The organism is Sporosarcina sp. E16_8, assembly GCF_017347095.1.
GTDB lineage: Bacteria > Bacillota > Bacilli > Bacillales_A > Planococcaceae > Sporosarcina.
The window spans coordinates 1-26,184 of record NZ_JADPRZ010000048.1 but is presented as its reverse complement, the minus strand read 5'-3'; the positions used below and the strand labels follow the sequence as shown (position 1 = coordinate 26,184).

Here is a 26,184-nt window from a genome sequence, read left to right as displayed (position 1 = left end):
CGTCATTTTGCTTTTTATTTTGTTCTTTTAAATCCGATATTTCATGTTGGAGTTTTCCTATAGCTTTATTTTTTTCTTCTATTTCTATTAGTAGACGTTGTCTCACTATCTCGGACTGGGTACGCTCTTTGTTGGCAATGTCTAACTTCTCAAGTTGCGAGTGTACTTGTTTATTTGCTTCTTGAATGAAATCAACGAGCTTATATTCGAGCTGAGCTATAGTCGTTTTATTAGCTAGATTTTTTTCTTCAATTGCAATAGCGTCATTTCCCTTTTTATTTTGTTCTTTTAAATCCGATATTTCATGTTGGAGTTTTCCTATAGCTTTATTTTTTTCTTCTATTTCTATTAGTAGACGTTGTCTTTCTTTCTCGGACTGGCTACGCTCTTTATTGGCTATGTCTAACTTCTCAAGTTGGGAGTGTACTTGTTTATTTGCTTCTTGAATGAGATCCCCAAGCTTATATTCGAGCTGGTCTATAGTCGTTTTATTACTCGCTAGTTTTTTATGAAGAGAAGAAACTTGCTTGTCATGTTTTTTATATCTCTGTTGATCGGTATTAGCTCCGTCTTTCAGTTTATTAATAACTTCAGTTAACTGTTTGCTAATTGGTAATAGATCTGTTTTTGTTTTCTGAAAGGCATCAATAGAAGTGATGAATCCATTGCCTTGCATTCCTTGCAATTGGACAGGTCCTCTGTAATCGCTAGCCCGCTTTTCAAATTTTTGATTTAACTTAACTAACTCCTCAGCTAGTTCCTTTTTTTCGTTCGTTAATTGTCGATTTTCTTGCTCAAGGTTTTCTACTACTGAATAGTGATAGCTGTCTTGAAATTTTTTCACTACCGATTTTTGTTTCGCTAATTCCGCCTTTAAAAAGATGATCATTTGTTGAAGTTGCAGGGGATCATTATTTTTGATTTTTTCACTATTCACGTCACTGTCTCCCTTCATAGATACCCCTCAAGCAAAAGCTACACTAGGATACTACCCTCAGATTTCTTTTAACAAAGTGATGATCTCTTCAAATCCCTTTTTGCTATCTGCAATTATATGGTCAAGTTCCTCTAAAATCTTCACTTGAGAATCATTAAAGGCTTCTTCATCAGGGCGACGCTCCCCATTCATTAACATATAGATGATCAACGTATTCAATGTGCTTTTTTCTAAAAAGACAAAACTATTGTTGCTTTCCAGGTTATCTTCTTTACGTTCGCTAAGCTGTTCATTCATAAATTGACGGATGAGATGCTTCATAAACAATTCTCTTTCGTCTTTATCACTCATTTTCAACCCCCTGTATACGGACAGTTCCATTGAGATTGATGGGATTAATCACAGCAATTCCATCTTTCATTTGATCACTATACGTAGTTCCCATGATACTGCCTGCATAAGATTCTTTAGGAGACCATGTAATTTGGAAATTTGAAAATGAAATGGTCTCATTAGGTTCAACGGATGATTTCCCTAAAGGTCTAAGCCAAAATTCCTCTTTATTCGTTTTCTCATTTGTACGTTCCCAGCCATCTGCAACTTTCAATGACTGCTTAAAATCGGCATATACGTACCTCCCTGAAAAGGAAAAGGGAGACTCTTGGGATACTTTTATGCAAACAGAAGGATTTGTGATTGGCTGGTTCCCCAGATTATGTATATGGTAAGATCCGAGACATAGGCTCTCTTGTTCTGGATCATGTGAAACATTTAATGAATAAGTAAAATAACTTACTATTATCATTTTGGCAGGTTCATTAAGCTCATCTACCATTTTTTTTATTTCAGATAAATATGTTTTCGTTTGATGCTGGAGCTTAGTAAGTTTCGCTCCCACATCATCCCTATTGTTTCCCACCATTCTCTACCCCTTTCCCCAAAAAAAATAAAGAGAGAAATTTCCTCTCTTTAAGATATGTTGTGTGCATAATCATTATCACTAATAGCCGACATTAGTGGCAGCAATGGCCGTTGTCGTCATCTGGGAAAACAACAGAGCATTGGTGCGGGCGCATTGGTGGAGCACAAGCATGTGCTAAATCCTCTCTTGGTTCACAGTAATCAGCTAAAAATTCGACAGTGACTGGGAATGTCGATTGGATACTTTGGCATGTATCTACTGAGATAGATAGATTATGGAATATGATTGTACCTTTACCTTGGTTATCATCATCTCCTATAAGTTTCCCCGTAGTACACACGAAACAGTCTAAATTCGTGTACGTAATTTCAACATCTGTTCCTTCAGGAGCACACAAGGTAACTTGTTCGCAACGAGAAAACGCTAGATCTGAATTTTCGTCCCACTTGGGAGCTTCACTAGTCAACACGGTTCCGTCTGCTAAAGTTACGATAAGCGTTATCACGAAGTTCTTACGAATATTGAGCTGCTGAAGCATAACGTTCTTTCCATCAATACAAAACGGACGATCCTCACGTCCGAGGATGACGATTGGATGATGCTTATCAGGAGTCACTTCACATGTAACGTGTGCACCATGAATGGGTCCACCCGGTACTGAATTTTTAGGAGTAAAATGAATCTTTTCCCATGACGGAACAGTAAAATCAAACGACTTCTCTTTAACAATCCAATCATAAACCTTGTCGACATTTATACAAATTAGTTCTTTCCCATCACAATGCTTCTTTTCTTGCATTTTGCAGACACCTCCAAATTTTTTATCTTTCTTTGGTAGCATATGATGTGAAAGAATGTGTGTATGGGCAAAGAAATGAGTTAACATGATATTTATTAAATTGAACAGATTTGGGAAGGGCAAATGAGTAATTGAAATAAATGTATTATTGCGAGATGGATATCGCCCCGTTAGAATTCGGCTCTTTATCATATATTAATCAGTGGCTGAAAGTACCAATCTATCACGCAATTAAAACATTATTAATAGAATAGAAGGGAATGGACTGCAAAGGGGTGAAACGTGATGGGAGATTCTAAGTTATACACCGCTCATGACATTGAAAAACTGAAGCAGAAAGTCGCAACTTATAAAGATACCTTAACCACATTGACAATAGGAAATTCAATTGACGACTATCTTTTCAAGAAGACCGAATTTAATGGTTTTACAACACAAGTCTCAAATTTAGAAGGGGTAATTGAAAAATTGAATGAAAAACAAAGTACGCAGATTGTGGCCCATGAGCAGCAAGTAAAAAGTTTTTCGGTCCAAATTAACTCACTTAACCAAACTGTCAAGGAATTGAATAAAGATATTTCATTGATAAGGAATAAAATAAAAAATGATACTAGCAATATCTTTAAAGAACACATTAATGCACAGGCCGAAGTTCAAGACTCGGCAATTATCGCTAATAACGAGAAGAGGGTGGAAAATTTCATAGAAGTAACAACTCAAACTAAAGACCAAACATCCATCTCTTCCTTTCAACAATCGAATCGGCCGCCATCTATTATGAATTTGCAAAGTCTTGTAGCGAAGGCTACTAACATCCAGGAAGCACCAAGTGATGTAACTCCTGTTTCAAGCCTCTCTATTCAAAAGAAGTATCAAGAAGGGCAGCAGTATACTAAACAAAGCTTTCCATCTACTGGTGTTAACCCTAGCCAACTATATAATGGTCGGAACAGAAATGTCCCAATAACATCAGGAAATCATCAAAATAAGATTGTGAAAAAACATAGGATTCCAATAAGGGTCATTGAGAATTCGGCTGTATCTTCAACTAGCAGCATTTTTGAAAAAAACGAGAAGGTGACGGAGTATTTTGATGAAGTGAATAATGTTGCTCCTATTGAGATGGTAAATGCTCCTATTGTTATTTACGATGAAGTGAGTGACGTAACCCCAATCGATCTCGTAAATGCTTCAATTGAAATCTGTGATGAAGTGAGTGATGTAACTCCAATCGAAGTCGTAAGTGCTTCAATTGAGATTTACGATGTAGTGAGTGATGTAACTCCAATCGTGGTGGTAAATGATTCAATTGAGATTTACGATGAAGTGAATGACGTAACTCCAATCGAAGTTGTAAATGCTTCAATTGAGATTTACGATGAAGTGAATGATGTAACTCTAATTGAAGTTGTAAATGCATCAATTGAGATTTACGATGAAGTGAATGACGTAACTCCAATTGAAGTTGTAAATGCATCAATTGAGATTTACGATAAAGTAAATCATGTAGCTCCAATTGAGATTTCTAATGAAATGAAACGACAACAACATAAAAATAAAGAGACATTTTGGCTTTTCAACCTCTTCAGCAAGAAGCATTAATTCCTATTTAGAATATGTATTATAATCACCAAATGGGGTATCCTGATTAAAACAGTTGCCTTGACACAAAGTCTAAGGCGGCTGTTTTTTTGGGAATTCCAGAAATCATAAGAAGTCTTGAATAGTGCCAATCAGCTATTCGGGGCTTCTTTTTGGAAATTTCACAAACGTTCCGTAAAAACTACCTTTTATACATAATTTTCAAATTTGCGATAGACAAGTAGTCGATAGCCCGTCCGCCTTGCTATAACTTTGAATAGAATAGCAAAGAAACGAGGTGATAAATATGAATACTACTAATTTTAAAAAAGGTTTCTGTTGTGGAGGTAATTTCCAACAGCTTAGACCATTCAAAGCAATTGACGCGGCCAATATACAACCACATGGTTATAATAATTCGCGTGAATGTTCTCCTAGCGCAGGAGCAGAATCAGCTATAAAAAATCACTCAGTTCAATATGGATATCTAAATTACCTTACTAATTTGAACCTTACTATCAACGTTCATGATAATGATGGTAACTTTAATGGTAACCTTAACGAAGGCCGTAGTGGTATCGGTATCGATAACAGCCATGATAACGACACGTACGATCCCCCTTCTACTGCTGGGGTTAAGCAGTAAGCCTTGAGTAGCTGAAAAAGCACCTTTGATAACCTATAACGGTACAGATTGGAAATTCACCGTCAATCCACAACTTCTGGTATTTCCCCTTCTCTCAATTCAAAAACATTTCAAATGCCTGTTTCTAAGTCAATGATGAATCACGTAAGAACTAGGCTCCTTTTTCTATCTTTTCGCAAAAAAATAACCCCTAAGACCTTGAATTCCAGATCTTAGGGGTTTGTTTCTTTTTACACCATGCTGTCCGTTTCATTCTCAACTTTACATGATTATATAATACGCTATGCTTTGTCGAATTATGACAATTCAATACCCAGATTAAAAAGTAAAAAGGGAAGGCAACCAAATGTTGATATGCTCGCCTTCCTTCTTACCTAAGGCAACTGTACTATATTGTCTGAAATAAAGGGGACAAACCACAATAGGAAAAGATTGAAAAAAGCACCGTCCGAAGTTAGTGTATACCTTTTAGATATTTACCAACCTCTCTTATTCCCTCCTGCAATTCACTCTCATCACGGAAATTAATCTTTCCAATTCCCCCTTCCTCTGAACAGATTGCCAACCCTTTCACCTACTATTACACCGCTTCTTCGGTTCCATTTTTATGGTTTAATTGAACAGTAAATTTATAAACCTTGTGTATGTTCGGATTATCACTTTGAACCACTTCGATATCAGCAATACGCATTTATTATTCTGTTGATAAATGGAATACAAAAAAACGCATGAGTAACTTTACCATTAAGAGCTACTCAATTCAGTGTAGATGACGAGTCTCTCCTCGTGTGTTTTAGCTTTGCGGTTAAATTCACCGGTACATGTAATGAGGTTGAGACCACTGCCATAGGTGAAGCCAAAAATCGCATCGACAGGAGCTTTTTCTCGTGGGTAGGACGCTATCTTGACGACAATAAAACGCATTGTTTCATTATCTTTACCATGCACGATGATTTCATCACCTTTTTTCAACTTATCAAGCTCAAAAAATACAGCGGGCCCTGTCAACGAGTCGACATGACCTGCTATTACTGCATTGCCCGGGGATCCGGGTCTTATCCCGGGTGCGAACCAACCGACATTATCCGAATTTTGCGGAACACCCATCTGTCCATTTTCAAGACGCCCTACCTCTTCAATTGATGCGTTGACGTTCAGTACCGGAATTTCGAGTGTGACAGGCTGGACACCGATTCGTTCGTCCGCCAAAGCGAGTCCTTCCGATGAAGGTAATGGAAGTGATGATGCAGTTGTGACCGCAGCTACTACTCCAGATTCGATGGCATCCTTCGTATTGCACACATTTTCTTTGGAAGCTGCCTTTGAGCAACCTGCCAGTATGACAATGACCAAAAGCAGCGCGACGCTTAAACGGTTTTTCATGATAGGTGTTCCTCCTTTCCGAAACGTCTGAAATCTGGATGTCGTGCGCTTATGAATATAGTTATCCTGATGGGGAGGTTAAGCGTTTAACGTCCAAACATATTTGAGGAAAGCCCCCTTTTATCAGCGATTTACAACTTTCCGGCGTATCAGTACTGCCCCCGCACTCATCGCAAGGATAAGGCTTGAGATAACCCATAAAATGGTGTGATCCGCCACTTGGCTCATACCACCGAGACCCGTCTTCGGCATATCCGATGGCATCGCAGTTACAAATTTATCGGGATACTGATCAACGATTGCTCCTGATAGAGCGGTTCCTACCCCAAACATATGGCTGTATGCTTCATGGATGCTATCGTATGCTGCGTCATAATCCTTATCAACATAACTGTTGAATGCATTAAGCAATTGATCGACATGACCTTTCAGACCTTCTTCCAAATCTGCAGCTTTCAATCTTCCCTCTGTTGCGGTATCGAGGAATTCAGCCTGGATTTTACGGTATGCGTCAAGGTTAGCAATGGCTTCCTTTTTGCCTGCTTCGTCTTCATTTGCAGTTGCTTTTACGTAGTCTACAAAGTAACCTATATGACTGCTCCAGATTTCATTGAATTTCTTGGCTCCTTCTGCTCCATAAACAGATTCCACGGATTTTGTAAGGTCTTCCGTATTTGCATTCAGTGCTGCCGCGGTTGCATCGAAGTCTTTCGCGCCATCAATCCCTTTTTGCATTGCAAGTATGGCGAGCGCAGCATGTGCGGAGAATTCACTGTTCAACGCTTCACGCAGATCAGCTGCAGGTGTATCGACAGATTGGTTGTCGAATTTATCCGGGAACTGTTCAGTGATTGCCCAAGAGAGTCCTTTCCCTGTGCCAAACATATGATGCATCGATTCTGTTGCGCTTGTATAAGCTTTTTCGTATTCACCTGCTCCATAGTTGTCGAATGCCCAAACCAGTTGGTCAACGTGCATTTTCAGGCCTTCCTCAAGATCCTTCGCCTTCAGCCGACCATCTGTCGCTTTTGATAGGAAGTCTGCTTGCTTCACTCGGTAGGCGTCTAGATCGGCGAGTGCTTTCTTGCGTCCATCTTCGTCTTTACTTGCAGTGGCTGTTACGTAATTAACGAAGTAGCCAATATGACTGCTCCAAATCTCCTTGAACTGACTTCCTGCTTCTTCTCCGTAGACCGACCCGACTGCAGCGGACAGTTCATCGGTATTTTCCCCCAACTGAGCTGCAGCGGCTTCGAAATCACCTGCGCCATCTAACCCTTTTTGCATTGTGATGACCGCCAAGTACGCATGCTCGGATAAGATACTATCGAGCGTTGCCCTCAAATCCACTGCAGGGTTCGACACCTCCATTGTTGGATTTCCTCCGTGTTCATGTTCAGCTGCATTTGCGAGTGTCCCCATTGGAAGTAGTAATGATACGCTTAGTGGAATGGCGATTAGTGTTTTCTTTAGTCTCATGTGAATCGCTCCTTTTCATTTTTGTATATAGCTAACGGAAGGAAAAACGAATTGGATCACTTTTTCTGAAAAAGATTTTATTCGGTCGATTGATTTGAGGCTTTGCAATCGTATCCATAATGTGAAAAAGACTGATTTACCCCTTAGTTTACGAGGTAAATCAGTCTTTTTTTGGATGAAATCAGATTCCACCTGCTAAAACAATGGTGCCTTGCGGTGCTGCCAGATTCGGTTCTTTTTCAATTGTAATCGCAATTGTATCCCACTTGCCCACAAGTTCCTTCAATCGGTGGCTCACAGATCCACCTCCCGCTTCCGTCTGTTTAACTATGCCTGCCGGATACGGTTTTTCACCTTCGATTACCCAAACCTGATAGAGTTCACCTTCTTGCAACTCTGGCAATTTTGCTGCATCAACGAGCAGCACATCTTCACCTCGATCTGAAAGTAACATGGCAACCGCCGATGCTTCTCCCCCCCCTGGCTGCGGTACCAAAGCCGTTTGCGCAATTAGCTGGATGTCCCCCACTGCAACTTCTAGTTCTTTGTTGTTTTCATTGACAAGATACGCATTCGTCACAAGAGAAGCAAATAGAGCCGCCGCCAAAACAGGAACAGCAACTTTGAACCGTTTACTCGGTGGGTCCTCTATGCGAAGCTGCGGTAATACTTTAACTTTGTCGCTGTCCTCCGTGGTCTCAGATAAGGCTGCGAACACCCGTGATTTCAAGTCGGTGGGTACTTCCACTTCCTCAGTCAAATAGGGAAGGTCTTCCGTCAAAGCTTCCCACTCGATAAGTTCCTCACGGCAGGACGGACATTCTGTCATATGCGTTTCGAATCTTTTTAGTTCTTCATCAGTTAGGACACGATTGAAATAGTCGATCAACAGATGGCATTGCTCATTCATTCGAAACCCCTCCTTCCTGTCCGATTAACCCTTTCAAATGCTTCAATGCCAATCGGATTCTCCCTTTAACTGTTCCAAGTGGTAATTCACACTGTTCTGCGATTTTCTGTTGGCTAACCCCTTTGAAATAGAACAGTTCAATGATTTCCTGCTGTTCCACTCTCAGTTCTCCAATTGCATGGTGTACGATTTCTCGCTTCTCTTTCCACTCGATTGCCGCTTCAGTAGAGCCGGCTGCTTCAAGAAGAGAATCTTTCTCCAGCATCGGTTCGTGTGCATGCCGCTTCAATCTTCTTAGCTCGTCGATCGATTTGTTCCTTGTTAACGTCAGAAGCCAGGACGAGAACTTTCCTTTGTCTTCCTTATATGTTGTTGTACCATTCCATAGCTTCAGAAATACGTCTTGAGTGACTTCTTCTGCAATCGTTCGGTCTCCAGTCAGACGGTAGGCGAATGAGAATACAAGTTTTTCATAGCGATCGTATAATGTTTCGAAGGCGTAGCGATCGTGCGACGCCGCCCTTGCATAGAGGTATGCATCATCCGGTCCAGTCATAATTTTCTCCTTTTTTAAATGTTTCTTTAAGAATACCATAGCTTGAGTCTTTGGTTACCTACGAGAGTAAATGGTTCAGTAAGCTAACGTGGATAGCGTCGAAAACGATCATTATTTTCTTATAGTTTGATAAAATTATCTTCTATATAAGTAAAAGGTACCTATGTTGATAGTTTTTATTGCTTCCCCTTTTAATACAGAAGTATCTCCATTAAACTTTTTAGTATCTTTACTGTCAAAGACTTTAGCAGTAATACGATAATTAAGTTCCTCTTCTGCCCAGGGATGCGAAATGACAGCTGTATTTTCCCCTTCGTACAAGCTATTCCATTCTCTCCTGTTAGCATCTAAAAAATTAAAGGGTCCTGCGTTTATATACTGTATTCAATAATTCAACTTGTTCTATACATGATGATATATCAATCTTTAACATGACGATAATAAACAAAACACCTTCCTCACGGATTCATCTCCGCAACAAAAGGTGTTCGTCTTAATGTTAAATCATTTATTATTCCACAATTCCAGATGCAATACGGTCGCCGGAATCACCGGACGGCTGGGTTTTCCCATCCTCCGCTTCTGCGTGGATGAAAAGGGCTGTCCCGTGTGACTTGTTCAACCAAAAACTCGTCCTCTACTGTTCCATCCGCATGCGGTCCTTCTTTCTGCTCCATTCCATGGCTGGCGCCAGTCGGATTGAAATGACCGTATGCTGATTCAAAATCCGGAGCTTCACATTCCCCTACCTCATGAAAGTGAATTCCGTGGGAACCTACAGGCAAGCCCGTCGCATTCATCTTAACCCGTACACCATTATCTTCTTCAGTCGACTCCGCTATTCCAATCGACTTTCCGTTGCTATCCATCAGGTCCACAGTCACGGAAGTTAATTCTTCGTCACCGCAAGATGAAAGACCCCTAGCAAGAACAAATACTGTAATTAACAATAACCATTTTGTCATTTTCACACTCAGCCTCTAGGAAACTCCCTCTGATGAAGAAGGCAGAACTTGGTTCGTGAGTGGAGAGCAGCCACCATAAAGTATAAGTTTTTAGGTAAGTTTCTGAATGTAATATTAAAAATTGTATAACGGTAGATCCTTTAGATCATTCAATACAGATATTACAAAAGTAACGCAACATGTTTGTATAGCACTTTGATGATGCCATTCACAAAAGGGATAAACCGGAATAACGGGGGTAGGTCTATTAGAATAGGCCCTCTTTTTAGTCTTTGCCCAATTATGAGTTAGGTCTCCTGGAGTGTTTTTCATTTATGACAAGGGTTAATATCTCCATGGAAAGTTGTAACTAGTTCGTTACACTCTTCTTATTTCCTTTTGTTATTGTAGTTAATAAGCAGAAGGGACACTGCTAAACTATTCGATTGAAAAGCTTCATTACAGATATAAAAAAATTGACCCTGATTTTAGGCTCTTGCTTGTGAAGGAGGTTAGATGTACATAACGGCTTAATAGAATGAGTGTTATTTCAATTTCATATTTAGTAGTCAGTAGTCGAGATTAAAAAATTCAATAAAAGGGAGTTTGATGATTCTTGGTTAAAGAAACTAATCAAAAAGCGAAGAGCACGAACAAGAAGATTTTGCCGTTTGTAATGTCAACCTCAATGTTAACAGCCGCTATTTTTGGAGCAGGCGGCTCAGCTTTAGGAGCTGAAAAAGGTGCGGAGACAGACTTTAAGAATCACGGTGAAGAGGTTTCCTCTTATGCGACAAGCACACCGGGTTCATATGAAAAAGGAAAAATAATGCGTACAATTGCAAATAAAAATTTGCAAGAAAAGGCATCGAATGAAGATGATGCCGATGATCTTGTGGATGAAGACGAAACAACAGATGTACCTGTTGATGAAGATGAAGCAACGGATGTACCTGTGATTGAAGACGACGCAACTGACGTACCTGTTGATGAAGATGAAGCAACGGATGTACCTGTGATTGAAGACGACGCAACTGATGCACCAGTGATCGAAGACGAAGCAACTGATGTACCTGTTGATGAAGATGAAGCAACTAACATACCTGTTGATGAAGACGAAACAACTGATGTACCTGTTGATGAAGATGAAGCAACTGACGTACCTGTAATTGAAGATGAAGCAACTGACGTACCCGTGATTGAAGACGAAGCAACTGACGTACCTGTAATTGAAGATGAAGCAACTGACGTACCTGTTGATGAAGATGAAGCAACGGATTTACCTGTAATTGAAGACGAAACAGCGGAGGAAACTGTGGTTGATGAACCTGCAGAGGAGCCTGCTAGTGAAGATGAGTCAGCAAATGAAACTGATGAAACAGAAAAGCCAGCAGACGATAATATCAATGAAGATACTACGTCAACTGACCAATCAACTGATAGCACTATTATAACAGAAGAGCAAGTAAATGAATATAGATCAGTCTTACAAAATTACGGTAATTTAATTGATTACTACGATTTTCTTATCCAAGATCATTTTGGTATGATCTTACCAGATGAAGATGGCAATGTAGCGGAAGTACCCGCTGATGGTGAGGAAGTAGCAGAAGCACCTGTTGATGGCGACGATGCTGCGGACGTTCCTGCTGAAGATGTAGCAGAAGAACCTGTTGATGGCGACGTTGCTGTGGACGTTCCCACTGAAGATGTTGCAGAAGAAACTGCTGATGGCGACGACGCTGCGGACGTTCCCACTGAAGATGTAGCAGAAGAAACTGCTGATGGCGACGTTGCTGTGGAAGTTCCTGTTAAAGAAGCTGTTCAAACAACGGTTTGGGACAACTTAGTTGGTTATTACCAACAAGTTATTACAGCTTACAATTCTTTATTCAATTCACTAAAAAAGTGAATTAATAAATTAATTGTTTACCCGGTAGTGATATCATTCCGTGCCTTAACCGCATGATTTACGGTTGATTAAATGGAGCATTTAATGTTGATAAACATTTAAGCCCTTGGAAACTCTGTTAGGAGTTTCCAAGGGCTCTATTTAATTAATTATATTAACTTATACCAGTTTTTATAAGTTTCGACATAAAATCTGACCCCATGGCATCAGATAGCTGGAAGTTCTTTAGATTCAGCTGTCTATTTTCTTAATTTAATATTTTTTAAATAATAATAAAAGGTTATCTTTAATTGTATCTAAATGCTCATTTGCTTTTATACGTTCCTCATAATTATCTCTCCAGATAAAAAAGTCTGACAGTCCAACGCGAGGCTGATTGATTTTCATGTAAACTTCGTCCAATTTACTATATAGCTCTTTTAAATCTTGATTTTCATAGATGTTATTCAAACATTCATCAATTAAACCCAAACCTAATTCTAATTGATTAATAATATAGAGCACTTCGCTATCATTATTTTCTTTCTCTAAAACCCTCTTTAATTCTTCATATATAACCCTTAATTGTAGTATATCTTTTAGCATAGCTAACGCCCCTCTTTTACTTAATAGGTGTTGACGAAATTACTTCTACCCCGTTAATCTTCCAAGGTTCTGGAACAAATATTTGATTTCCTCCACCTAAGTAAATCCCACCTTGATATCCTGCCGGTCCTTCATAAATTGTGGTACCTTTAGGTATTTTAATTGCGTAAACTGTATCTAAAGGTGAGGAACCTGTAAACGCACCCGTTTTGGGATCAATTCATTGTGCCTTTACAGCAGAGTCAATACGACCTCCAATTTTTGTTCCTGGCTCCTTAGTAAAATACTGACCTAGTGCATTCTTACCCCCACCCGCTTTTCCGGAACGATAGAGAATTGTATCGCTCTCGAGTTTTGTTACATTATACATTCCACTTCTGAATGTAGTAGCCGCAGCAGGATTTAATCCCAATAACGGTCCTGGTTTTTCGACCATGTTATGGCTATATTTCGAATTAACCGTACTCTTAACTTCGACCTCTAACTTCACTTTTGAGATGAGTTGATTCCTTACGCCGGGTCCATTCATCACATTATAGGGTACTCCGCCAGGCATTGCCACTTGCCTATGGGGACCATATGGAAAAAGGTTGGCTAAGGCAGGAGAGTGGACTGCATTTTGTGTTGCTGTGACCCCTTTTTGTACTGCGACTTTCGTCGTGGTAACGCCTGTTTTCGTGACTGCAGCTGCACCTTTTGTGCCTACGATGGAAGCTCCAACAGTACCGATTGCGTACGAGAACCAGCGCGAACGGGAATAGGCGTCGCCGTTCGTAACATCCCGTTCATACGATTCAATTATTGTTGTCTGCAAATAATCGAATGTCCCACTGGATGGGAAACAGCATGGACGACACCTTCGATGGCTTCCTTCGGTTTCGTAATGAGATCCCAGATGCCGGTCAAAAAATCTTTTCCTGCATCGTATAGACCCGTTCCTATGCCTTTTGCAATTTCAACACCTGTATTTTCCAGTTTAGTAATTTTTTCATCGGACATATCATACGTAGGACGAAGGGGCACAAGATTTCCATCAGATAGTTCTGGACCGTATGGGGTAGGCAATGTAACATTTGCATCCATCATCAGAGGCAGGCTACCCATTGGCATTGTCCGTTGGATGAGATCTGTCCATAACGTATTTCTTGTCGTCAAGGTCGCCCATTGACCAGCCCGGAAATCGATATCCGTAAGTCCGAATGTAAACAAACCTTGGATATCAGATAGCCAGACCTCCATCGTCAGCAGATCCTGCTCGATCTTTGACAGAGCATTTGTCTGAGTTGCATCAAATTCATGCAGACTCGTGTTCGTGTCATCCCGCTTGATTTTCGCATGGCGGACCCCTTCTTGCACTTCGCCATCGTTCAGATGGGGCAAGGAGACAATATCCGCAACCTGATCCATGATACTGTTGGCCTCATTCGTCAAACTTTCGGTCAACTGCGCAACGTTCTGCAATCCCTGCTCGATTTCCTCTTCTAGGAAACTTTCTCGGATGAAGCCTGCAGAACTTGGTTCGAGTGAGTGGAGGGCAGCCTCCATGGAAGTCAGGACCTGGATGAAGCCATCTTGGAAAGTCCTAAAAAAAAGTAGGAACGGTAAATGGCATTCTGCATAAAACGCACGGATTGCATCGCCCCCCTCCCCCTTCAGCGCATCTTCAAGCGCAACGAGCGCCTCAACGGAGTTAAGGATTGATTCCATTTCATTTTTTAGTCGATGATGCATCGCAACGTTTCGTTGTACTCCCTCTTGAAACAGGTCGACATTCAAAACTTTCATTTGTATCGCTCCGACAATCCCCTGATACTGTTAACATCTACATATTTTCCATGCTTTTTAGCATGCCGTCCGTTATTGATAAACATTCCATCCCTCCTTGGCTAAATGGTCGAACATTGATTTCTTTATATTTCATTATAACGTTGTAGGTGAGAGAATAAATGGAGTTTTCATATTTTCATTAAAATTATTTGGAAGGAATAGTATTTTTTACCAATACTATAATTAAAGTCATTATTTTAGTTTTGATGGATAAACATCAACCCCAAACATTGGTGAATATTTCATTTTACTTTGTCTAGGGACCAATCCTTTTGTTAGAGAGTTTAGTTCATTGGTAAACGCTATATAATTAGGGTTATTTTTTACCAATCCCAAGTCAGTGAAATCACGATTCAATTTAATAGGTAAGGTGACAGTTGAATAACACCACCACCTTAATAGATCCATCATGAGACATTGATTCAAATATCCGCTTATTTAATCCTAAAGCTATTTAAATCGCAAAAAAACCTTGAAATGCATATAGCCATGGCTTTGACTAACGTCTTCAATGTTAATGACACCTAACTCATGACAATACTCAATGAACAGTCCTAATAAGAATGCCAAATAATAAGGGACTTGTTGTCATTGGCGAAAATGATTCAAAAAGTATTGAAATAATTATTTCTCAGAAAATTGGAGAGGTGGTTATTTTCTATACTTTTAAAATTTGCATATCAAGATTTTTTAGCAGACAGCTTCTAATAGTTCTTTTTCGCGCTCAGTTAGCTTAAGTATATTTCTTCATTTTTTTCTAGATTGCCTTTGTTATATGATGCGGGCCGTAAGTTCCCGAAGAGGAGAAGACGATAGAACCATTGGCAACCTTTTCTATCTGTGTTGCGATGAAGTAAAGGACCTTCATTTTGTAGAAGCTCTTTTGATATTTTCGGAAATACTGAATTTGGTGTCGTCACAGGAATTACTTTTAACAGACAATCAGATTCAGCCACTAATAAATAGATTTTTCAACAAACCACTAGTTTTCATAAGAAAACCGATGCATTTTGATAACTAAACCGCTAGAAATCCTTTTATATCATTGAATAAGGCTTATTTTCATTTCCGAAAGTAGAGTTACCAAGTGTACTTGATGTCAATCAGACCTCCCCAGGTAAGAACGTTGTCTTTCCTCTCATCTATCTGCTTCATTTATTACATATGACCTTCAACAGAAAGAACTTTTGTTTGGCGAACTCACCCAATTTTACTTAGCCTTATATGGAGGTCGTGTTCCTCAGACCGGATATTTGCCGCTCTCTCCCTTCAGATTCCGCGTCGCCGCGGACACCCTTGCTTTAAGCTGAACCTTACTTGTTCGGGACTTGCCCCTATATGATTAAGCCATGCTGGATACACAAAAAAAGCGTCACCCAAATGATTGGAGTGACGCTTTTCCTTTTAGATATGACGAGGTTACATCATGCCGCCCATACCGCCCATGTCAGGCATTCCGCCGCCCATTGGGTTTGAATCAGGAAGATCCGCAACTACTGCTTCAGTCGTCAAGAACATAGCTGCAACAGATGCTGCGTTTTGAAGTGCATAACGTGTAACCTTAGTCGGGTCAACGATTCCAGCTTCCATCATGTTTACCCACGTACCGTCAGCTGCATTGAAGCCAATGCCTACTTCTTCGCGTTTCAGACGATCTACAACGATAGATCCTTCAAGACCAGCGTTGTTAGCGATTTGACGAACAGGTTCTTCAAGCGCACGAAGTACAATTTTAATACCTGTAGCTACGTCGCCTTCAGTAGTCTCTAGTAATGCTTCTACTTTACTGTAGACGTTTACAAGAGCAGTACCACCACCAGAAACGATACCTTCTTCAACAGCTGCACGCGTTGAGTTCAATGCGTCTTCGATGCGAAGTTTACGTTCTTTAAGTTCAGTTTCAGTAGCTGCTCCGACTTTGATAACTGCAACGCCGCCTGCAAGTTTAGCAAGACGCTCCTGCAATTTCTCTTTATCGAATTCAGAAGTTGATTCTTCAAGTTGAATACGAATTTGGTTAATGCGTGCTGCAATAAGTTCTGAATTGCCGCTACCTTCAACGATTGTCGTATTGTCTTTTGTAACAACAACTTTCACTGCATGCCCAAGCTGAGAAATGTCAGCAGTTTTAAGGTCAAGACCAAGGTCTTCTGTGATAACTTCCCCGCCAGTTAAAGTCGCAATGTCTTCAAGCATCGCTTTACGGCGATCTCCGAAGCCTGGTGCCTTAACAGCAACAGCATTGAATGTACCGCGGAGCTTGTTCACAACAAGTGTTGCAAGTGCTTCGCCTTCAACGTCTTCTGCGATCATAAGAAGTGGTTTACCTTGTTGAACAACTTGTTCAAGAACAGGAAGGATTTCTTGGATGTTCGTAATCTTTTTATCTGTAATTAAGATATAAGGATTGTCCAAAACTGCTTCCATTTTGTCTGTATCTGTTGCCATATAAGCAGAAGCATAGCCGCGGTCAAATTGCATTCCTTCAACAACGTCAAGTTCAGTCGTGAAGCCTTTTGACTCTTCGAGCGTAATTACGCCGTCGTTGCCAACACGCTCCATTGCTTCAGCAATAAGCTTCCCAACTTCTTCGTCTCCAGAAGAGATTGATGCAACTTGTGCAATTTCTTCTTTCCCTTCAATTTCATTGGAAATTTCTTTAAGGCCCTCAACAGCAGTTGCCACCGCTTTTTCGATTCCTTTACGAATTCCAACAGGGTTAGCACCAGCAGTGACGTTTTTCAGTCCTTCGCGGATCATCGCTTGCGCTAGAACCGTTGCAGTCGTTGTACCGTCACCTGCGATTTCGTTCGTTTTAGACGCTACTTCAGCAACTAGTTTTGCACCCATGTTTTCAAACGCATCTTCAAGTTCGATTTCACGTGCGATTGTTACACCGTCATTTGTAATTAGCGGTGAACCAAATTTCTTCTCAAGAACAACGTTACGTCCTTTAGGTCCAAGCGTTACTTTTACAGCATTTGCTAATGTATCGACCCCACGTAGCATTGCGCTTCGTGCGTCTTCGTTGAATTTAATTTGTTTAGCCATTTATAAGTACCCTCCTGATTTTTCGTGTATTTTTAAACGAGCTGTGCATCAGTCTATTAGCCAATAATTGCTAAGATGTCACTTTCACGCAAGATCAGATATTCATTACCTTCATGTTTGATTTCAGTACCTGCATATTTTGAGAAGAGGATTCGATCTCCTTCTTTAACTTCCAATTCGATACGTTGTCCGTTTTCAAGAACGCGTCCAGTACCTGTAGCAAAAACTTTACCTTCTTGCGGTTTTTCTTTTGCAGAGTCCGGTATAACAATACCGCTTGACGTTTTTTCTTCAGCCTCGATTAGCTCGATAACAATACGGTCACCTAATGGTTTCAACAATTGAAACAACCTCCTCAGATAATATCTCCCTTTTAGCACTCGATAGACATGAGTGCTAATACATTTCTAATCATAATGAACATTTGCATATATTGCAAGTGAAATACTCCGAACATTTTCTCTTTGCTTATCTACCTCTAAACAGCTAAAATTGACTTCATCCCCAGTTGAAAGGGTGGCGCCACTTGAAGAATTGGAAAATCTACATGTATCTTTTATTTACCTACATTCTAATGCATGTGGGCAGTGTATTTTTAGCGCAGGGCTTATTCGAAAAATTTCCTTGGAATGAACAATACACCGAGCAGGACATCAAGTACCGAGCGAGCTCTTGGTCGCTCTTCACCGTTAATGCAATTGCCGCGGTCATTTTCCTACTTATCATTTTGAAGAAGAAAAACTTCTTCCAGGTATTCGGAGGGAAAAAATCTACCATCGGCAATTCAGTACTTTGGGGATTCATCGGTTTCTTCCTTGCCTTAGGGGGACAAATGCTTGCTGGTGCTATCGAGATTGCAATCGGAATAGAACCAGGATCAGATAACACCGCAATTCTTTCCGACATTGCGAAAGTATCACCGATAATCATCATTTCAATCGTTCTGTTCGCACCCTTCCTAGAAGAGATTATTTTTCGACGAGTTATCTTTGGCGGAATTTATCAAAAGACAAACTTTTGGATTGCAGCCATTGTCAGCGCCCTAGTGTTTGCTGCTGTTCATAATGAATTCGAACACCTTCTAATCTATATGATGCCCGCTTTCGTCTTCTCCTACTTGTATTACCGGACGAAACGCATACTGACACCAATGATTGCCCATTTACTAATGAATGGATTTGTCGTTGTCCTCAATTTAAACATTGAGAAGTTACAGTTATGGCAGGAAGATTTGAAACAAGCCATAATCTTCTTTATGCACTAAAAAAGTCTTCCACAGCCCTACTTAGGGTTGTGGAAGACTTTTTTCATTTCTGCTGTTGCTCATTCACTTCATCAATCTGACGCTGTTGTTCAGCTTTCGCCTCTTCAAATTGTCGCTGCTGCTCGGCCTTCAAGTACTTTCTGTGACCGAAGCGTGAAATGAAAATACTTATTTCATAAAGTGCAAACAATGGAACCGTGACGAACGCGTGTGACAACAAGTCAGGCGGTGTAATGAAAGCCGCAATTACAAATAGAACAAAGTAAGCGTATTTCCGTATCTTCACAAGCGTCTTCGGATCCAAAATACCGAGTCTCGTTAAAAACAACAAGACGACCGGTAACTGAAAAACAATGCCAAATGGAATTAGCAGTTGGAAAAGGAACGTGAAATACTCATTTATGCCGATTGTCTGGATTATATCGAGCTCCGTGGATAAATTCAACATAAATTTCATCACATAAGGTAGCAGGACGAAATACGAAAAGACAATACCACCAACAAACAGGAAAAATGTGAACGGGATATAATTCAATGTCGCGCGCCGCTCAGTTTCATGCAATCCGGGTGAAATAAAGGACCATAATTGGTACATAAGAACCGGTGAAATGACGATAAATGCGATAAAGACAATCACTTTCACGTAAATCATGATCGGGTCAAGTACATTGAAAGCATTTAACGCAATATTATGTGCTTCTCCATCATTTTGCAGGAACTGAATTAGCGGTTTTGCCACAAAGAAAGCACCCACTACCGCAATAACAAAGAAAACGACGATAACCATCAGCCGTTTTCTAATTTCATCTATATGCTCAATGACTGTTAATTCTTTTTCTATCATCGCACAGACATCCTAACTTACTTCAGTTCTTCTTTCTTGACTTCAACTTTTTTTACTTCATCGTCTTCTACAAGACCTTTTGTCGCGTGTTTGAATTCACGCAATGATGAACCAAAGGCTTTCCCGATTTCAGGCAGTTTCTTGGGACCGAATACGAGCAAAGCAATAACAGCTATGATAATCAGACTTCCTGGACCTGGCATCTCGGACACCTCCTTCATAAAGCTTCGGATTGAACTCAATCCTTCTTTTGTCTATTTTACACGAAAGCCGCCGGAATTACTATTTACGAAGCGTTACATATGTGAATCTTTTACGTCGTTTTTGATAAAGTAAATAAGTGTCTGCAATTCGACGGACAAATCGATTGTATGGACCCGTAATGAGTCAGGTACCGTCAGCCGAACCGGAGTAAAGTTAAGAATTCCTTTCACGCCGATAGCTGCGAGCTTATCTGTCACTTCTTGGGCTACACGTGAAGGCACTGAAAGAATAACAAGCTCGATTCCTAATTCCCTGATTTTATCCTCAATCGTATCAGGATGAAAAACCGAAATTCCACTCATCTCTGTACCTTCATGCGAGGCTTTCGGATCGAATGCAATAATGATGCGCGTATTGTGATTTTTATGGAAATTATATTTCAAAAAAGCGTTCCCTAAACTGCCAACACCTATGAGCGCTACATCTGTTACTTCATCCTGATCGAGTGCCTGACGAAAAAAGTCGACGAGATAATGCACATCATACCCGTACCCTTTACGACCAAGTGCACCGAAATGTGAAAAATCACGTCGAATGGTGGCAGCATCAATTTTCATAGCTTCGCTTAATTCACTGGATGATACTCGTTTCTTCCCTGAATTCGCGAAGTTCTGAAGGAACCTATAATATAAAGGCAAACGTTTTGACGTCGCCTGTGGAATTTTGATTGTTTCCCCTATCATCTTAACCCTCCTGAGTGTATCTAAAGGCGATTCTATCGTACAGTAGATAATGAATGTTGTAAAGTCGACCGTTGCACGCTTGACGCCATTCATTTAAACTGAAGAGGAATAGAGGTGCTTTATTTGATCGTATTACAAGTGAACGGACTAACAAAGTCATTTTCAGGAACAGATATATTAAGTAACGTAAAACTCGAAGTTCAACATCGCGACCGCGTCGCACTTGTTGGACGCAACGGAGCCGGAAAATCGACATTACTCAAAATAATTGCAGGTGAAATGAGCGCTGATTCTGGTGATATAATCGTCCCTAAAGATATCCGAATTGGGTACCTTGAACAGCATTCAGGCATTGATTCTATATTGACGGTTTGGGAAGAGATGATGACTGTATTCGAACCACTCCATAGTATTGAAAGACGACTTCGATCGCTTGAGGGGCTTATGGCAGATCCATCTGTCTACGACAACCCGAGCGACTATGAACGTGTCATCAAAGAGTACGACGCACTACAAATCGAATTCAAAGACTCTGGCGGCTATCAATATGAATCTGATACTCGTTCGGTGCTTCACGGGATGCGTTTTTACCCTGAGGATTACAGCAAAAACGTCAATCTTCTTTCCGGTGGTCAGAAGACGCGATTGGCACTCGCTAAAATGCTACTTAGTAAACCAGATCTCCTCATCCTTGATGAACCGACAAACCACTTGGATATCGAAACGCTCGGCTGGCTAGAGAAATACCTGGTGTCCTATGAGGGCGCTATCTTAATTGTTTCCCATGACCGCTATTTCTTAGATGAAATCGTGACAATCGTCTACGAAGTCTCGAGGAAAAAAGTAGCGAAGTTTACAGGTAATTATAGTGCGTATCTTGACGAAAAAGCGAAAAATTATGAACGTGATCAAAAACTTTACGTCAAGGAAATGGGTGAGAAGGCCAAGCTCGAGGATTTCGTTCAAAAAAACATTGCCCGGGCATCAACATCAAAAATGGCGAAAAGCCGACGTAAGACGCTTGAAAAAACTGATTGGATGGGTTCTCCTGATGGAGATGAAAAATCCGCAAACTTTACCTTCTCGATTGATCGTCCCAGCGGAAATGATGTACTAGCACTGGAAGATGTAGCAGTCGGTTATGACAGCATTCCTGTTTCAACTGGAATCGGCATGCGTGTCTACAAACAAGACCGCATTGCACTTATCGGACCGAACGGCGTGGGGAAATCAACAATTTTGAAGACCATCGTCAAGACTCAAGAAGCTCTAGCAGGCAAAATTCGTTATGGTACAAATGTTCAATTTGGCTATTACGACCAAGAACAAGCAACACTTATCGGAACTGGGACCGTTCTTCAGGAGCTTTGGGATGATTGGCCGATGATGAATGAAAAAGACGTTCGCTCAGTACTTGGCCGCTTTTTATTTACCGGTGAAGATGTTGAGAAGCCTGTCACTTCCCTATCAGGTGGAGAAAAAGCTCGATTATCTCTCGCTAAATTAATGTTACAAAAGTCAAATACGCTTGTCCTCGATGAGCCGACGAACCATCTGGACTTGGATAGCAAGGAAATTCTTGAAAATGCATTGGATGATTTCCCGGGCACCCTCATCTTCGTGTCGCATGACCGGTACTTTATCAACCGCATCGCAACAAAGGTAATCGACATCAGCGCAACAGGTACAACCGAATACCTCGGTGATTATGATTACTTCATCGAGAAGAAACTGGAACAAGAAGAGCTACTTGCCGAGTCAAATGCCGGTAAGGCAACTGCAACTCCTATCATTGAAAGAAAAAATGACGATGATAAAGAACTAAAAAGGCAGGAAAGAAGGCTGACTAGAGCTATTGACGAAGTCGAATCACAACTTTCTCTTTTGGAAGATGAAATAGTAGCACTGCAAGATGAACTTTCCACTCCTGAATTTGCAGACGATCATGTGAAATTAATGGAGTTACAGGCACAGATTGATGCACTCCAGGCACAGCATGACAGTAAATCAGAAAATTGGCTTGGTCTTCAAGAAGAACTAGAGGCATTATAAGATGAGTTTTAACGTCACGTTAAACCAGATCCAATGGTTGAATCGTGACGTTTTGTCATTTCTTGCTGTCGTAACCTATCAAATAAAAGTATGAAACGATATTCTCTCTGAAATAATTTCCACAGTCTTATCCACACTAGGAATGTACATATACCTGTAATCCACAGTAATTATACACACTATCCACAATTAATGTATTTCTTATACACATAGTTATCCCTTTATCACTGTTACTAAACGTACTTACACAATTGTTATGCACATCTTATCCACAACTGTGCATAAGTACGAATGTTCCCTATTGACATATCAAAAAAAATCGGGATAAAAAAACACGAAAGTTGTCATAATATGACGACTTTCGTGTTTATATTTATTTACTGTTTCCATGACACGAGGAGCATGCCAGGTTTTCCATTCATCGTAAGATTTCCGCGTATTCCATCTATAAACATGGCCGATCCAGCTGCAGCAATCATTGCCGCGTTATCTGTACATAGTGCGATCGGTGGGACGTAAAAAGGTATCTCTTCTTTCTTAAATGTTTCTTCAAGAGAAGCACGTAACCCTTTATTCGCCGCTACACCGCCAGCCGCAATTACCTGTTTCACACCGAACTCTTTCGCTGCTCTTAACGCTTTCGTCGTCAATACTTCAACGACACTTGCTTGGAAGCCTGCTGCAACATGAAAGGGGTTAACATCCTCCCCCTTTTGTGCGAGATTATGCTTATAATTAATCACTGATGATTTAAGTCCGCTGAAGCTAAAGTCATAAGAACCTGGCTCGAGCCAGGCTCTCGGGAAAACAACTTGCCCATCGCTTTCAGCCGCTAACTTATCGATTTGTGGACCGCCTGGATAAGGAAGCCCCAGTACACGTGCTACTTTATCATAGGCTTCACCAGCAGCGTCATCACGTGTTTCTCCAATCAATTTAAACGAACCATGCCCTTCCATTATTACCAGCTCTGTATGACCTCCTGAGACTACGAGCGCCAGAAGTGGGAACTCCATAGGCTGCATTAGTTGGTTAGCATATATATGCCCTGCAATATGATGAACACCAATAATCGGTAAACCGTTGGCAAAAGCAAATGCTTTCGCAGCATTAATACCTATCAACAAGGCCCCAACTAAACCAGGTCCTTCCGTCACAGCAACTGCGTCAAGCTCCCCAGGTTTTAGTTCAGCATTTGCAAGTGCTTCTTCAATCACCAGTGTAATTTGTTCAACATGGTGTCTCGATGCAATTTCTGGCACTACCCCACCAAACCGTTTTTGGCTAGTAATTTGAGATGCTACAACGTTGGAAATAATCTCTGTTCCATTTTTTACGACGGATGCAGCGGTTTCATCACAGCTTGTCTCAATTCCTAAAATATAGCTATCTTTTGTCATTTGAATTCCACCCACATGACGAGCCCATCTTCATGGTCGTCCGTATAATAGTTTTTCCTAATTCCGCCGTCCTGGAACCCAAGCTTACGGTAAAGGTTTTGAGCCGTAATATTGGTCATCCGCACTTCCAGTGTCATTAAACGGACTTCTTTTTCTATACAAAGTGCAATAGCTTCCTTCATGAGTGCTTCGCCGATGCCATTGCCCCTTAACCGCTTCCGTACCGCAACATTCGTAATATGGCACTCATCAAGTACTATCCACATTCCGCAATGCCCGATAACTTCATCCTCATAAATTGCAACAACATAATGCGCATGGTCATTCCCGGTCATTTCATACTCAAATGCTTCTGCAGTCCACGGCGTAGCAAATGCTTCCTTTTCGATTTCAACAACGGAAGGAATATCCTCTACTCCCATTCGCCTATAACTAATCTCTTTATCCACGATCATTGTCCTTCACCTGCTCTTTTAACCAATTTGCCTCAGCTTCAGCAATACGTCGATATTCTGGAACAAATGCATGTACATCCGTTTCCGGTTCTGATTGAGCGGCAACAAATATAAGCGAGGAGGCCCGCGGTAGATTAAATTGAAGAGGTGCTAGAACTGCACGTTGTCCAAGGTGTTCAATAAGTTTTTGTTGATGCATTACTGTATCTTTTCCAACGAATAAAATAGGACTACTGTGCTGCTCAAGCAAATGGATCAACTCTTCTAGAGAGTAATGACCATCCTCAATAATTTCAGTAAGCTTTCCTGCATCATATTGATAAACACCGGCATAGACATTGCCCCGCCTAGCATCGACAATTGGACAAACCAAACCATTGAAGAATAATGCATTTGCCGCAAGTACTTTTAATGTTGATACGCCAACAAGGGGTTTACCAAGTGTCCAGGCTAGTGTCTTCGCTATCGTCACTCCGATTCGCGCGCCTGTATAAGAACCTGGCCCTTCTGAGACTGCAATTGCATCAATATCCGCAGGTACTAACCCCGCTCGTTCCAACAACTCTTCAATTGCTGGCATAGCGCGTAGCGAGTGGTTAATAGCCATCGCTGAAGTTCCTTCTATTAATAGTTCCCCATTTTTCACAAGTGCAACTGAAATGGGCGTGTTAGCCGTATCTATACCTAGCCAGATCATAAGAAAATCCCCTCGCAAATTTTTTCATATCTTTCACCTATCGGCGTGAATATAATCATCCGTTTATCTCCGCCACCATGAACAAGCTGGATTTCCAAACGCTCTGCCGGTAGATCATCTTTTATAAGATGCGCCCACTCGATAACAGATATTGCATCTCCGTAAAACAGTTCATCCCAACCAAGATCCTCATCACTACCAGCTAAGCGATAGACATCGAGATGGTTGAGCGGGTAATTACCTTCGTACTGTTTAATGATTGTGAATGTAGGGCTATTGACCATGCGTGTAATGCCCAGTCCTTTCGCAAGTGCCTTGGTGAAAGTTGTTTTACCTGCACCTAAATCGCCTTCAAGCGTAAGTACATCCGGTGGTGTGAGAAGGACTGCAAGTTTCATTGCTATCTGCTCTGTCTCTTCTACAGAACTTACTTCTATTTCCCTAGTCATAGGTTATTTCCTCTCTGCTTCTTTGCTATAGTGTACCGAAAACAAGATCTATCAGAAAGCATCTACGCTTATGTATGTGTTTTCGGAGTAGGGGATGTTGTAGATTAAATGTTGCTTAGTTCCCTAGGAACGTTGTCTTCTTTTACGATAGCGTTGTTTACTTTTGTTGAAGTGTTGTCTGCTTTGCAATAAATGTTGCTTACTTCTTTTTCAAATAAATATATTTGTTAAACCCTAGAATTCTATATACAAAAAAACCAATCCCGGAATTAATCCCTAGAATCGGTTCTGAATTTAAAATTAAATGGCGGTCCCGACCGGGATCGAACCGGCGATCTCCTGCGTGACAGGCAGGCATGTTAACCGCTACACCACGGGACCTTGAAATGTAATAATTTTCGTTTTTGCAAATAAATTCATCACATATATCTCGAAAGTAAATATGTGAGACCGGCGACGTCCTACTCTTGCAGGGGGAAACCCCCAACTACCATCGGCGCTGAAGAGCTTAACTTCCGTGTTCGGGATGGGAACGGGTGTGACC

At 40.8% G+C, this 26,184-nt stretch carries 27 protein-coding genes, 1 tRNA gene and 1 rRNA gene; 5 read left to right on the top strand and 24 right to left on the bottom strand.

Going from position 1 to position 26,184, the window contains the following annotated elements:
• The 4 genes from I2484_RS17820 to I2484_RS17805 form a co-directional block, all read right to left on the bottom strand.
• Positions 1-937, bottom strand: a 937-nt coding sequence (locus tag I2484_RS17820; protein ID WP_207152410.1) for a coiled-coil domain-containing protein, incomplete at its 3' end; no start/stop codon positions are given.
• A 57-nt stretch (positions 938-994) separates the two neighbouring features.
• Positions 995-1,288 (bottom strand): hypothetical protein, encoded by a 294-nt coding sequence (locus I2484_RS17815; RefSeq protein ID WP_207152409.1) that lies wholly within the window; start codon positions 1,286-1,288, stop codon positions 995-997.
• Positions 1,281-1,859: a hypothetical protein gene (locus tag I2484_RS17810; protein ID WP_207152408.1), complete on the bottom strand. Its 579-nt coding sequence runs from the start codon at positions 1,857-1,859 to the stop codon at positions 1,281-1,283. Before I2484_RS17810 ends, I2484_RS17815 begins: the two co-directional genes overlap by 8 nt.
• Before the next feature lie 91 nt (positions 1,860-1,950).
• Entirely contained in the window at positions 1,951-2,658 is a 708-nt protein-coding gene (locus I2484_RS17805) for a BMQ_0737 family morphogenetic spore coat protein (RefSeq protein WP_207152407.1), read from the bottom strand.
• Between the two features lie 285 nt (positions 2,659-2,943).
• Between I2484_RS17805 and I2484_RS17800 the strand changes: the two genes are divergently transcribed.
• A complete protein-coding gene (locus tag I2484_RS17800; protein WP_207152406.1) occupies positions 2,944-4,260 on the top strand; it encodes a hypothetical protein in 1,317 nt (438 codons plus the stop codon).
• Positions 4,261-4,546: 286 nt separating this feature from the next.
• Positions 4,547-4,885, top strand: coding sequence for a hypothetical protein (locus I2484_RS17795; RefSeq protein WP_207152405.1), 339 nt, complete (start codon positions 4,547-4,549; stop codon positions 4,883-4,885).
• Positions 4,886-5,629: 744 nt separating this feature from the next.
• On the opposite strand, the gene I2484_RS17790 is transcribed toward I2484_RS17795, so the two are convergent.
• The 6 genes from I2484_RS17790 to I2484_RS17765 form a co-directional block, all read right to left on the bottom strand.
• The gene (locus I2484_RS17790; protein WP_207152404.1) at positions 5,630-6,268 is read right to left on the bottom strand and encodes a class F sortase; all 639 of its coding nucleotides are present in this window, start codon (positions 6,266-6,268) and stop codon (positions 5,630-5,632) included.
• 123 nt (positions 6,269-6,391) lie between these two features.
• Positions 6,392-7,747, bottom strand: coding sequence for a copper amine oxidase (locus tag I2484_RS17785; protein WP_207152403.1), 1,356 nt, complete (start codon positions 7,745-7,747; stop codon positions 6,392-6,394).
• A 181-nt stretch (positions 7,748-7,928) separates the two neighbouring features.
• A complete protein-coding gene (locus I2484_RS17780) occupies positions 7,929-8,657 on the bottom strand; it encodes an anti-sigma factor (protein WP_207152402.1) in 729 nt (242 codons plus the stop codon).
• Positions 8,650-9,213 (bottom strand): RNA polymerase sigma factor, encoded by a 564-nt coding sequence (locus I2484_RS17775; protein WP_207152401.1) that lies wholly within the window; start codon positions 9,211-9,213, stop codon positions 8,650-8,652. Before I2484_RS17775 ends, I2484_RS17780 begins: the two co-directional genes overlap by 8 nt.
• A 135-nt stretch (positions 9,214-9,348) precedes the next feature.
• Positions 9,349-9,534: a hypothetical protein gene (locus tag I2484_RS17770; RefSeq protein ID WP_207152400.1), complete on the bottom strand. Its 186-nt coding sequence runs from the start codon at positions 9,532-9,534 to the stop codon at positions 9,349-9,351.
• 227 nt (positions 9,535-9,761) lie between these two features.
• A complete protein-coding gene (locus tag I2484_RS17765) occupies positions 9,762-10,178 on the bottom strand; it encodes a superoxide dismutase family protein (protein WP_346014215.1) in 417 nt (138 codons plus the stop codon).
• A 595-nt stretch (positions 10,179-10,773) separates the two neighbouring features.
• Here I2484_RS17765 and I2484_RS17760 point away from each other — a divergent pair.
• Positions 10,774-12,069 (top strand): hypothetical protein, encoded by a 1,296-nt coding sequence (locus tag I2484_RS17760; protein ID WP_207152399.1) that lies wholly within the window; start codon positions 10,774-10,776, stop codon positions 12,067-12,069.
• A 252-nt stretch (positions 12,070-12,321) separates the two neighbouring features.
• Here the strand turns inward: I2484_RS17760 and I2484_RS17755 are convergent, their stop codons facing one another.
• From I2484_RS17755 to groES, 5 genes are all read right to left on the bottom strand, one after another.
• Positions 12,322-12,654, bottom strand: coding sequence for a hypothetical protein (locus tag I2484_RS17755; RefSeq protein WP_207152398.1), 333 nt, complete (start codon positions 12,652-12,654; stop codon positions 12,322-12,324).
• 220 nt (positions 12,655-12,874) lie between these two features.
• Positions 12,875-13,468, bottom strand: coding sequence for a hypothetical protein (locus I2484_RS17750; RefSeq protein WP_207152397.1), 594 nt, complete (start codon positions 13,466-13,468; stop codon positions 12,875-12,877).
• Complete coding sequence (locus tag I2484_RS17745; RefSeq protein ID WP_207152396.1) at positions 13,453-14,439, bottom strand: ribonuclease YeeF family protein; 987 nt, start codon at positions 14,437-14,439, stop codon at positions 13,453-13,455. Before I2484_RS17745 ends, I2484_RS17750 begins: the two co-directional genes overlap by 16 nt.
• Before the next feature lie 1,461 nt (positions 14,440-15,900).
• On the bottom strand, positions 15,901-17,532 hold the full coding sequence (gene groL, locus I2484_RS17740; protein ID WP_207152395.1) for a chaperonin GroEL: 1,632 nt from the start codon (positions 17,530-17,532) through the stop codon (positions 15,901-15,903).
• Positions 17,533-17,588: 56 nt separating this feature from the next.
• Positions 17,589-17,873, bottom strand: coding sequence for a co-chaperone GroES (gene groES, locus I2484_RS17735; protein WP_067205358.1), 285 nt, complete (start codon positions 17,871-17,873; stop codon positions 17,589-17,591).
• 185 nt (positions 17,874-18,058) lie between these two features.
• Here groES and I2484_RS17730 point away from each other — a divergent pair, with 185 nt between their 5' ends.
• Positions 18,059-18,796 (top strand): CPBP family intramembrane glutamic endopeptidase, encoded by a 738-nt coding sequence (locus I2484_RS17730; RefSeq protein WP_218628053.1) that lies wholly within the window; start codon positions 18,059-18,061, stop codon positions 18,794-18,796.
• Positions 18,797-18,839: 43 nt separating this feature from the next.
• Here I2484_RS17730 and tatC read toward each other — a convergent pair whose 3' ends face one another.
• The 3 genes from tatC to I2484_RS17715 form a co-directional block, all read right to left on the bottom strand.
• Entirely contained in the window at positions 18,840-19,640 is an 801-nt protein-coding gene (gene tatC, locus I2484_RS17725; RefSeq protein ID WP_207152394.1) for a twin-arginine translocase subunit TatC, read from the bottom strand.
• A gap of 17 nt (positions 19,641-19,657) precedes the next feature.
• Entirely contained in the window at positions 19,658-19,843 is a 186-nt protein-coding gene (locus tag I2484_RS17720) for a twin-arginine translocase TatA/TatE family subunit (RefSeq protein WP_207152393.1), read from the bottom strand.
• A gap of 93 nt (positions 19,844-19,936) precedes the next feature.
• Positions 19,937-20,587 (bottom strand): redox-sensing transcriptional repressor Rex, encoded by a 651-nt coding sequence (locus I2484_RS17715; protein WP_207152392.1) that lies wholly within the window; start codon positions 20,585-20,587, stop codon positions 19,937-19,939.
• A gap of 123 nt (positions 20,588-20,710) precedes the next feature.
• Between I2484_RS17715 and I2484_RS17710 the strand changes: the two genes are divergently transcribed.
• Complete coding sequence (locus I2484_RS17710) at positions 20,711-22,639, top strand: ABC-F family ATP-binding cassette domain-containing protein (protein WP_207152411.1); 1,929 nt, start codon at positions 20,711-20,713, stop codon at positions 22,637-22,639.
• Between the two features lie 377 nt (positions 22,640-23,016).
• Here I2484_RS17710 and tsaD read toward each other — a convergent pair whose 3' ends face one another.
• From tsaD to rrf, 6 genes are all read right to left on the bottom strand, one after another.
• On the bottom strand, positions 23,017-24,039 hold the full coding sequence (gene tsaD, locus I2484_RS17705; protein ID WP_207152391.1) for a tRNA (adenosine(37)-N6)-threonylcarbamoyltransferase complex transferase subunit TsaD: 1,023 nt from the start codon (positions 24,037-24,039) through the stop codon (positions 23,017-23,019).
• Complete coding sequence (rimI, locus tag I2484_RS17700) at positions 24,036-24,494, bottom strand: ribosomal protein S18-alanine N-acetyltransferase (RefSeq protein ID WP_207152390.1); 459 nt, start codon at positions 24,492-24,494, stop codon at positions 24,036-24,038. The genes tsaD and rimI overlap by 4 nt, the downstream gene beginning before the upstream one ends.
• Positions 24,481-25,191, bottom strand: a complete 711-nt coding sequence (gene tsaB, locus I2484_RS17695; protein ID WP_207152389.1) for a tRNA (adenosine(37)-N6)-threonylcarbamoyltransferase complex dimerization subunit type 1 TsaB — start codon at positions 25,189-25,191, stop codon at positions 24,481-24,483. The genes rimI and tsaB overlap by 14 nt, the downstream gene beginning before the upstream one ends.
• Positions 25,188-25,640 (bottom strand): tRNA (adenosine(37)-N6)-threonylcarbamoyltransferase complex ATPase subunit type 1 TsaE, encoded by a 453-nt coding sequence (gene tsaE, locus I2484_RS17690; RefSeq protein WP_207152388.1) that lies wholly within the window; start codon positions 25,638-25,640, stop codon positions 25,188-25,190. Before tsaE ends, tsaB begins: the two co-directional genes overlap by 4 nt.
• Positions 25,641-25,945: 305 nt before the next feature.
• Positions 25,946-26,021, bottom strand: a tRNA-Asp gene (locus I2484_RS17685).
• A gap of 67 nt (positions 26,022-26,088) precedes the next feature.
• A 5S ribosomal RNA gene (gene rrf, locus I2484_RS17680) occupies positions 26,089-26,184 on the bottom strand; the annotation flags it as partial.

Bases quoted from the DNA above. Each gene is read 5' to 3' on its own strand.
- I2484_RS17755 (WP_207152398.1), bottom strand. From the start codon at position 12,654: ATGCTAAAAGATATACTACAATTAAGGGTTATATATGAAGAATTAAAG.
- tsaE (WP_207152388.1), bottom strand. From the start codon at position 25,640: ATGACTAGGGAAATAGAAGTAAGTTCTGTAGAAGAGACAGAGCAGATA.
- tsaB (WP_207152389.1), bottom strand. From the start codon at position 25,191: ATGATCTGGCTAGGTATAGATACGGCTAACACGCCCATTTCAGTTGCA.
- I2484_RS17815 (WP_207152409.1), bottom strand. From the start codon at position 1,288: ATGAGTGATAAAGACGAAAGAGAATTGTTTATGAAGCATCTCATCCGT.
- I2484_RS17765 (WP_346014215.1), bottom strand. From the start codon at position 10,178: ATGACAAAATGGTTATTGTTAATTACAGTATTTGTTCTTGCTAGGGGT.
- I2484_RS17785 (WP_207152403.1), bottom strand. From the start codon at position 7,747: ATGAGACTAAAGAAAACACTAATCGCCATTCCACTAAGCGTATCATTA.
- I2484_RS17745 (WP_207152396.1), bottom strand. From the start codon at position 14,439: ATGAAAGTTTTGAATGTCGACCTGTTTCAAGAGGGAGTACAACGAAAC.
- groL (WP_207152395.1), bottom strand. From the start codon at position 17,532: ATGGCTAAACAAATTAAATTCAACGAAGACGCACGAAGCGCAATGCTA.
- I2484_RS17805 (WP_207152407.1), bottom strand. From the start codon at position 2,658: ATGCAAGAAAAGAAGCATTGTGATGGGAAAGAACTAATTTGTATAAAT.
- I2484_RS17780 (WP_207152402.1), bottom strand. From the start codon at position 8,657: ATGAATGAGCAATGCCATCTGTTGATCGACTATTTCAATCGTGTCCTA.
- I2484_RS17775 (WP_207152401.1), bottom strand. From the start codon at position 9,213: ATGACTGGACCGGATGATGCATACCTCTATGCAAGGGCGGCGTCGCAC.
- rimI (WP_207152390.1), bottom strand. From the start codon at position 24,494: ATGATCGTGGATAAAGAGATTAGTTATAGGCGAATGGGAGTAGAGGAT.
- I2484_RS17715 (WP_207152392.1), bottom strand. From the start codon at position 20,587: ATGATAGGGGAAACAATCAAAATTCCACAGGCGACGTCAAAACGTTTG.
- I2484_RS17720 (WP_207152393.1), bottom strand. From the start codon at position 19,843: ATGCCAGGTCCAGGAAGTCTGATTATCATAGCTGTTATTGCTTTGCTC.
- I2484_RS17795 (WP_207152405.1), top strand. From the start codon at position 4,547: ATGAATACTACTAATTTTAAAAAAGGTTTCTGTTGTGGAGGTAATTTC.
- I2484_RS17790 (WP_207152404.1), bottom strand. From the start codon at position 6,268: ATGAAAAACCGTTTAAGCGTCGCGCTGCTTTTGGTCATTGTCATACTG.
- I2484_RS17800 (WP_207152406.1), top strand. From the start codon at position 2,944: ATGGGAGATTCTAAGTTATACACCGCTCATGACATTGAAAAACTGAAG.
- I2484_RS17810 (WP_207152408.1), bottom strand. From the start codon at position 1,859: ATGGTGGGAAACAATAGGGATGATGTGGGAGCGAAACTTACTAAGCTC.
- tsaD (WP_207152391.1), bottom strand. From the start codon at position 24,039: ATGACAAAAGATAGCTATATTTTAGGAATTGAGACAAGCTGTGATGAA.
- tatC (WP_207152394.1), bottom strand. From the start codon at position 19,640: ATGATAGAAAAAGAATTAACAGTCATTGAGCATATAGATGAAATTAGA.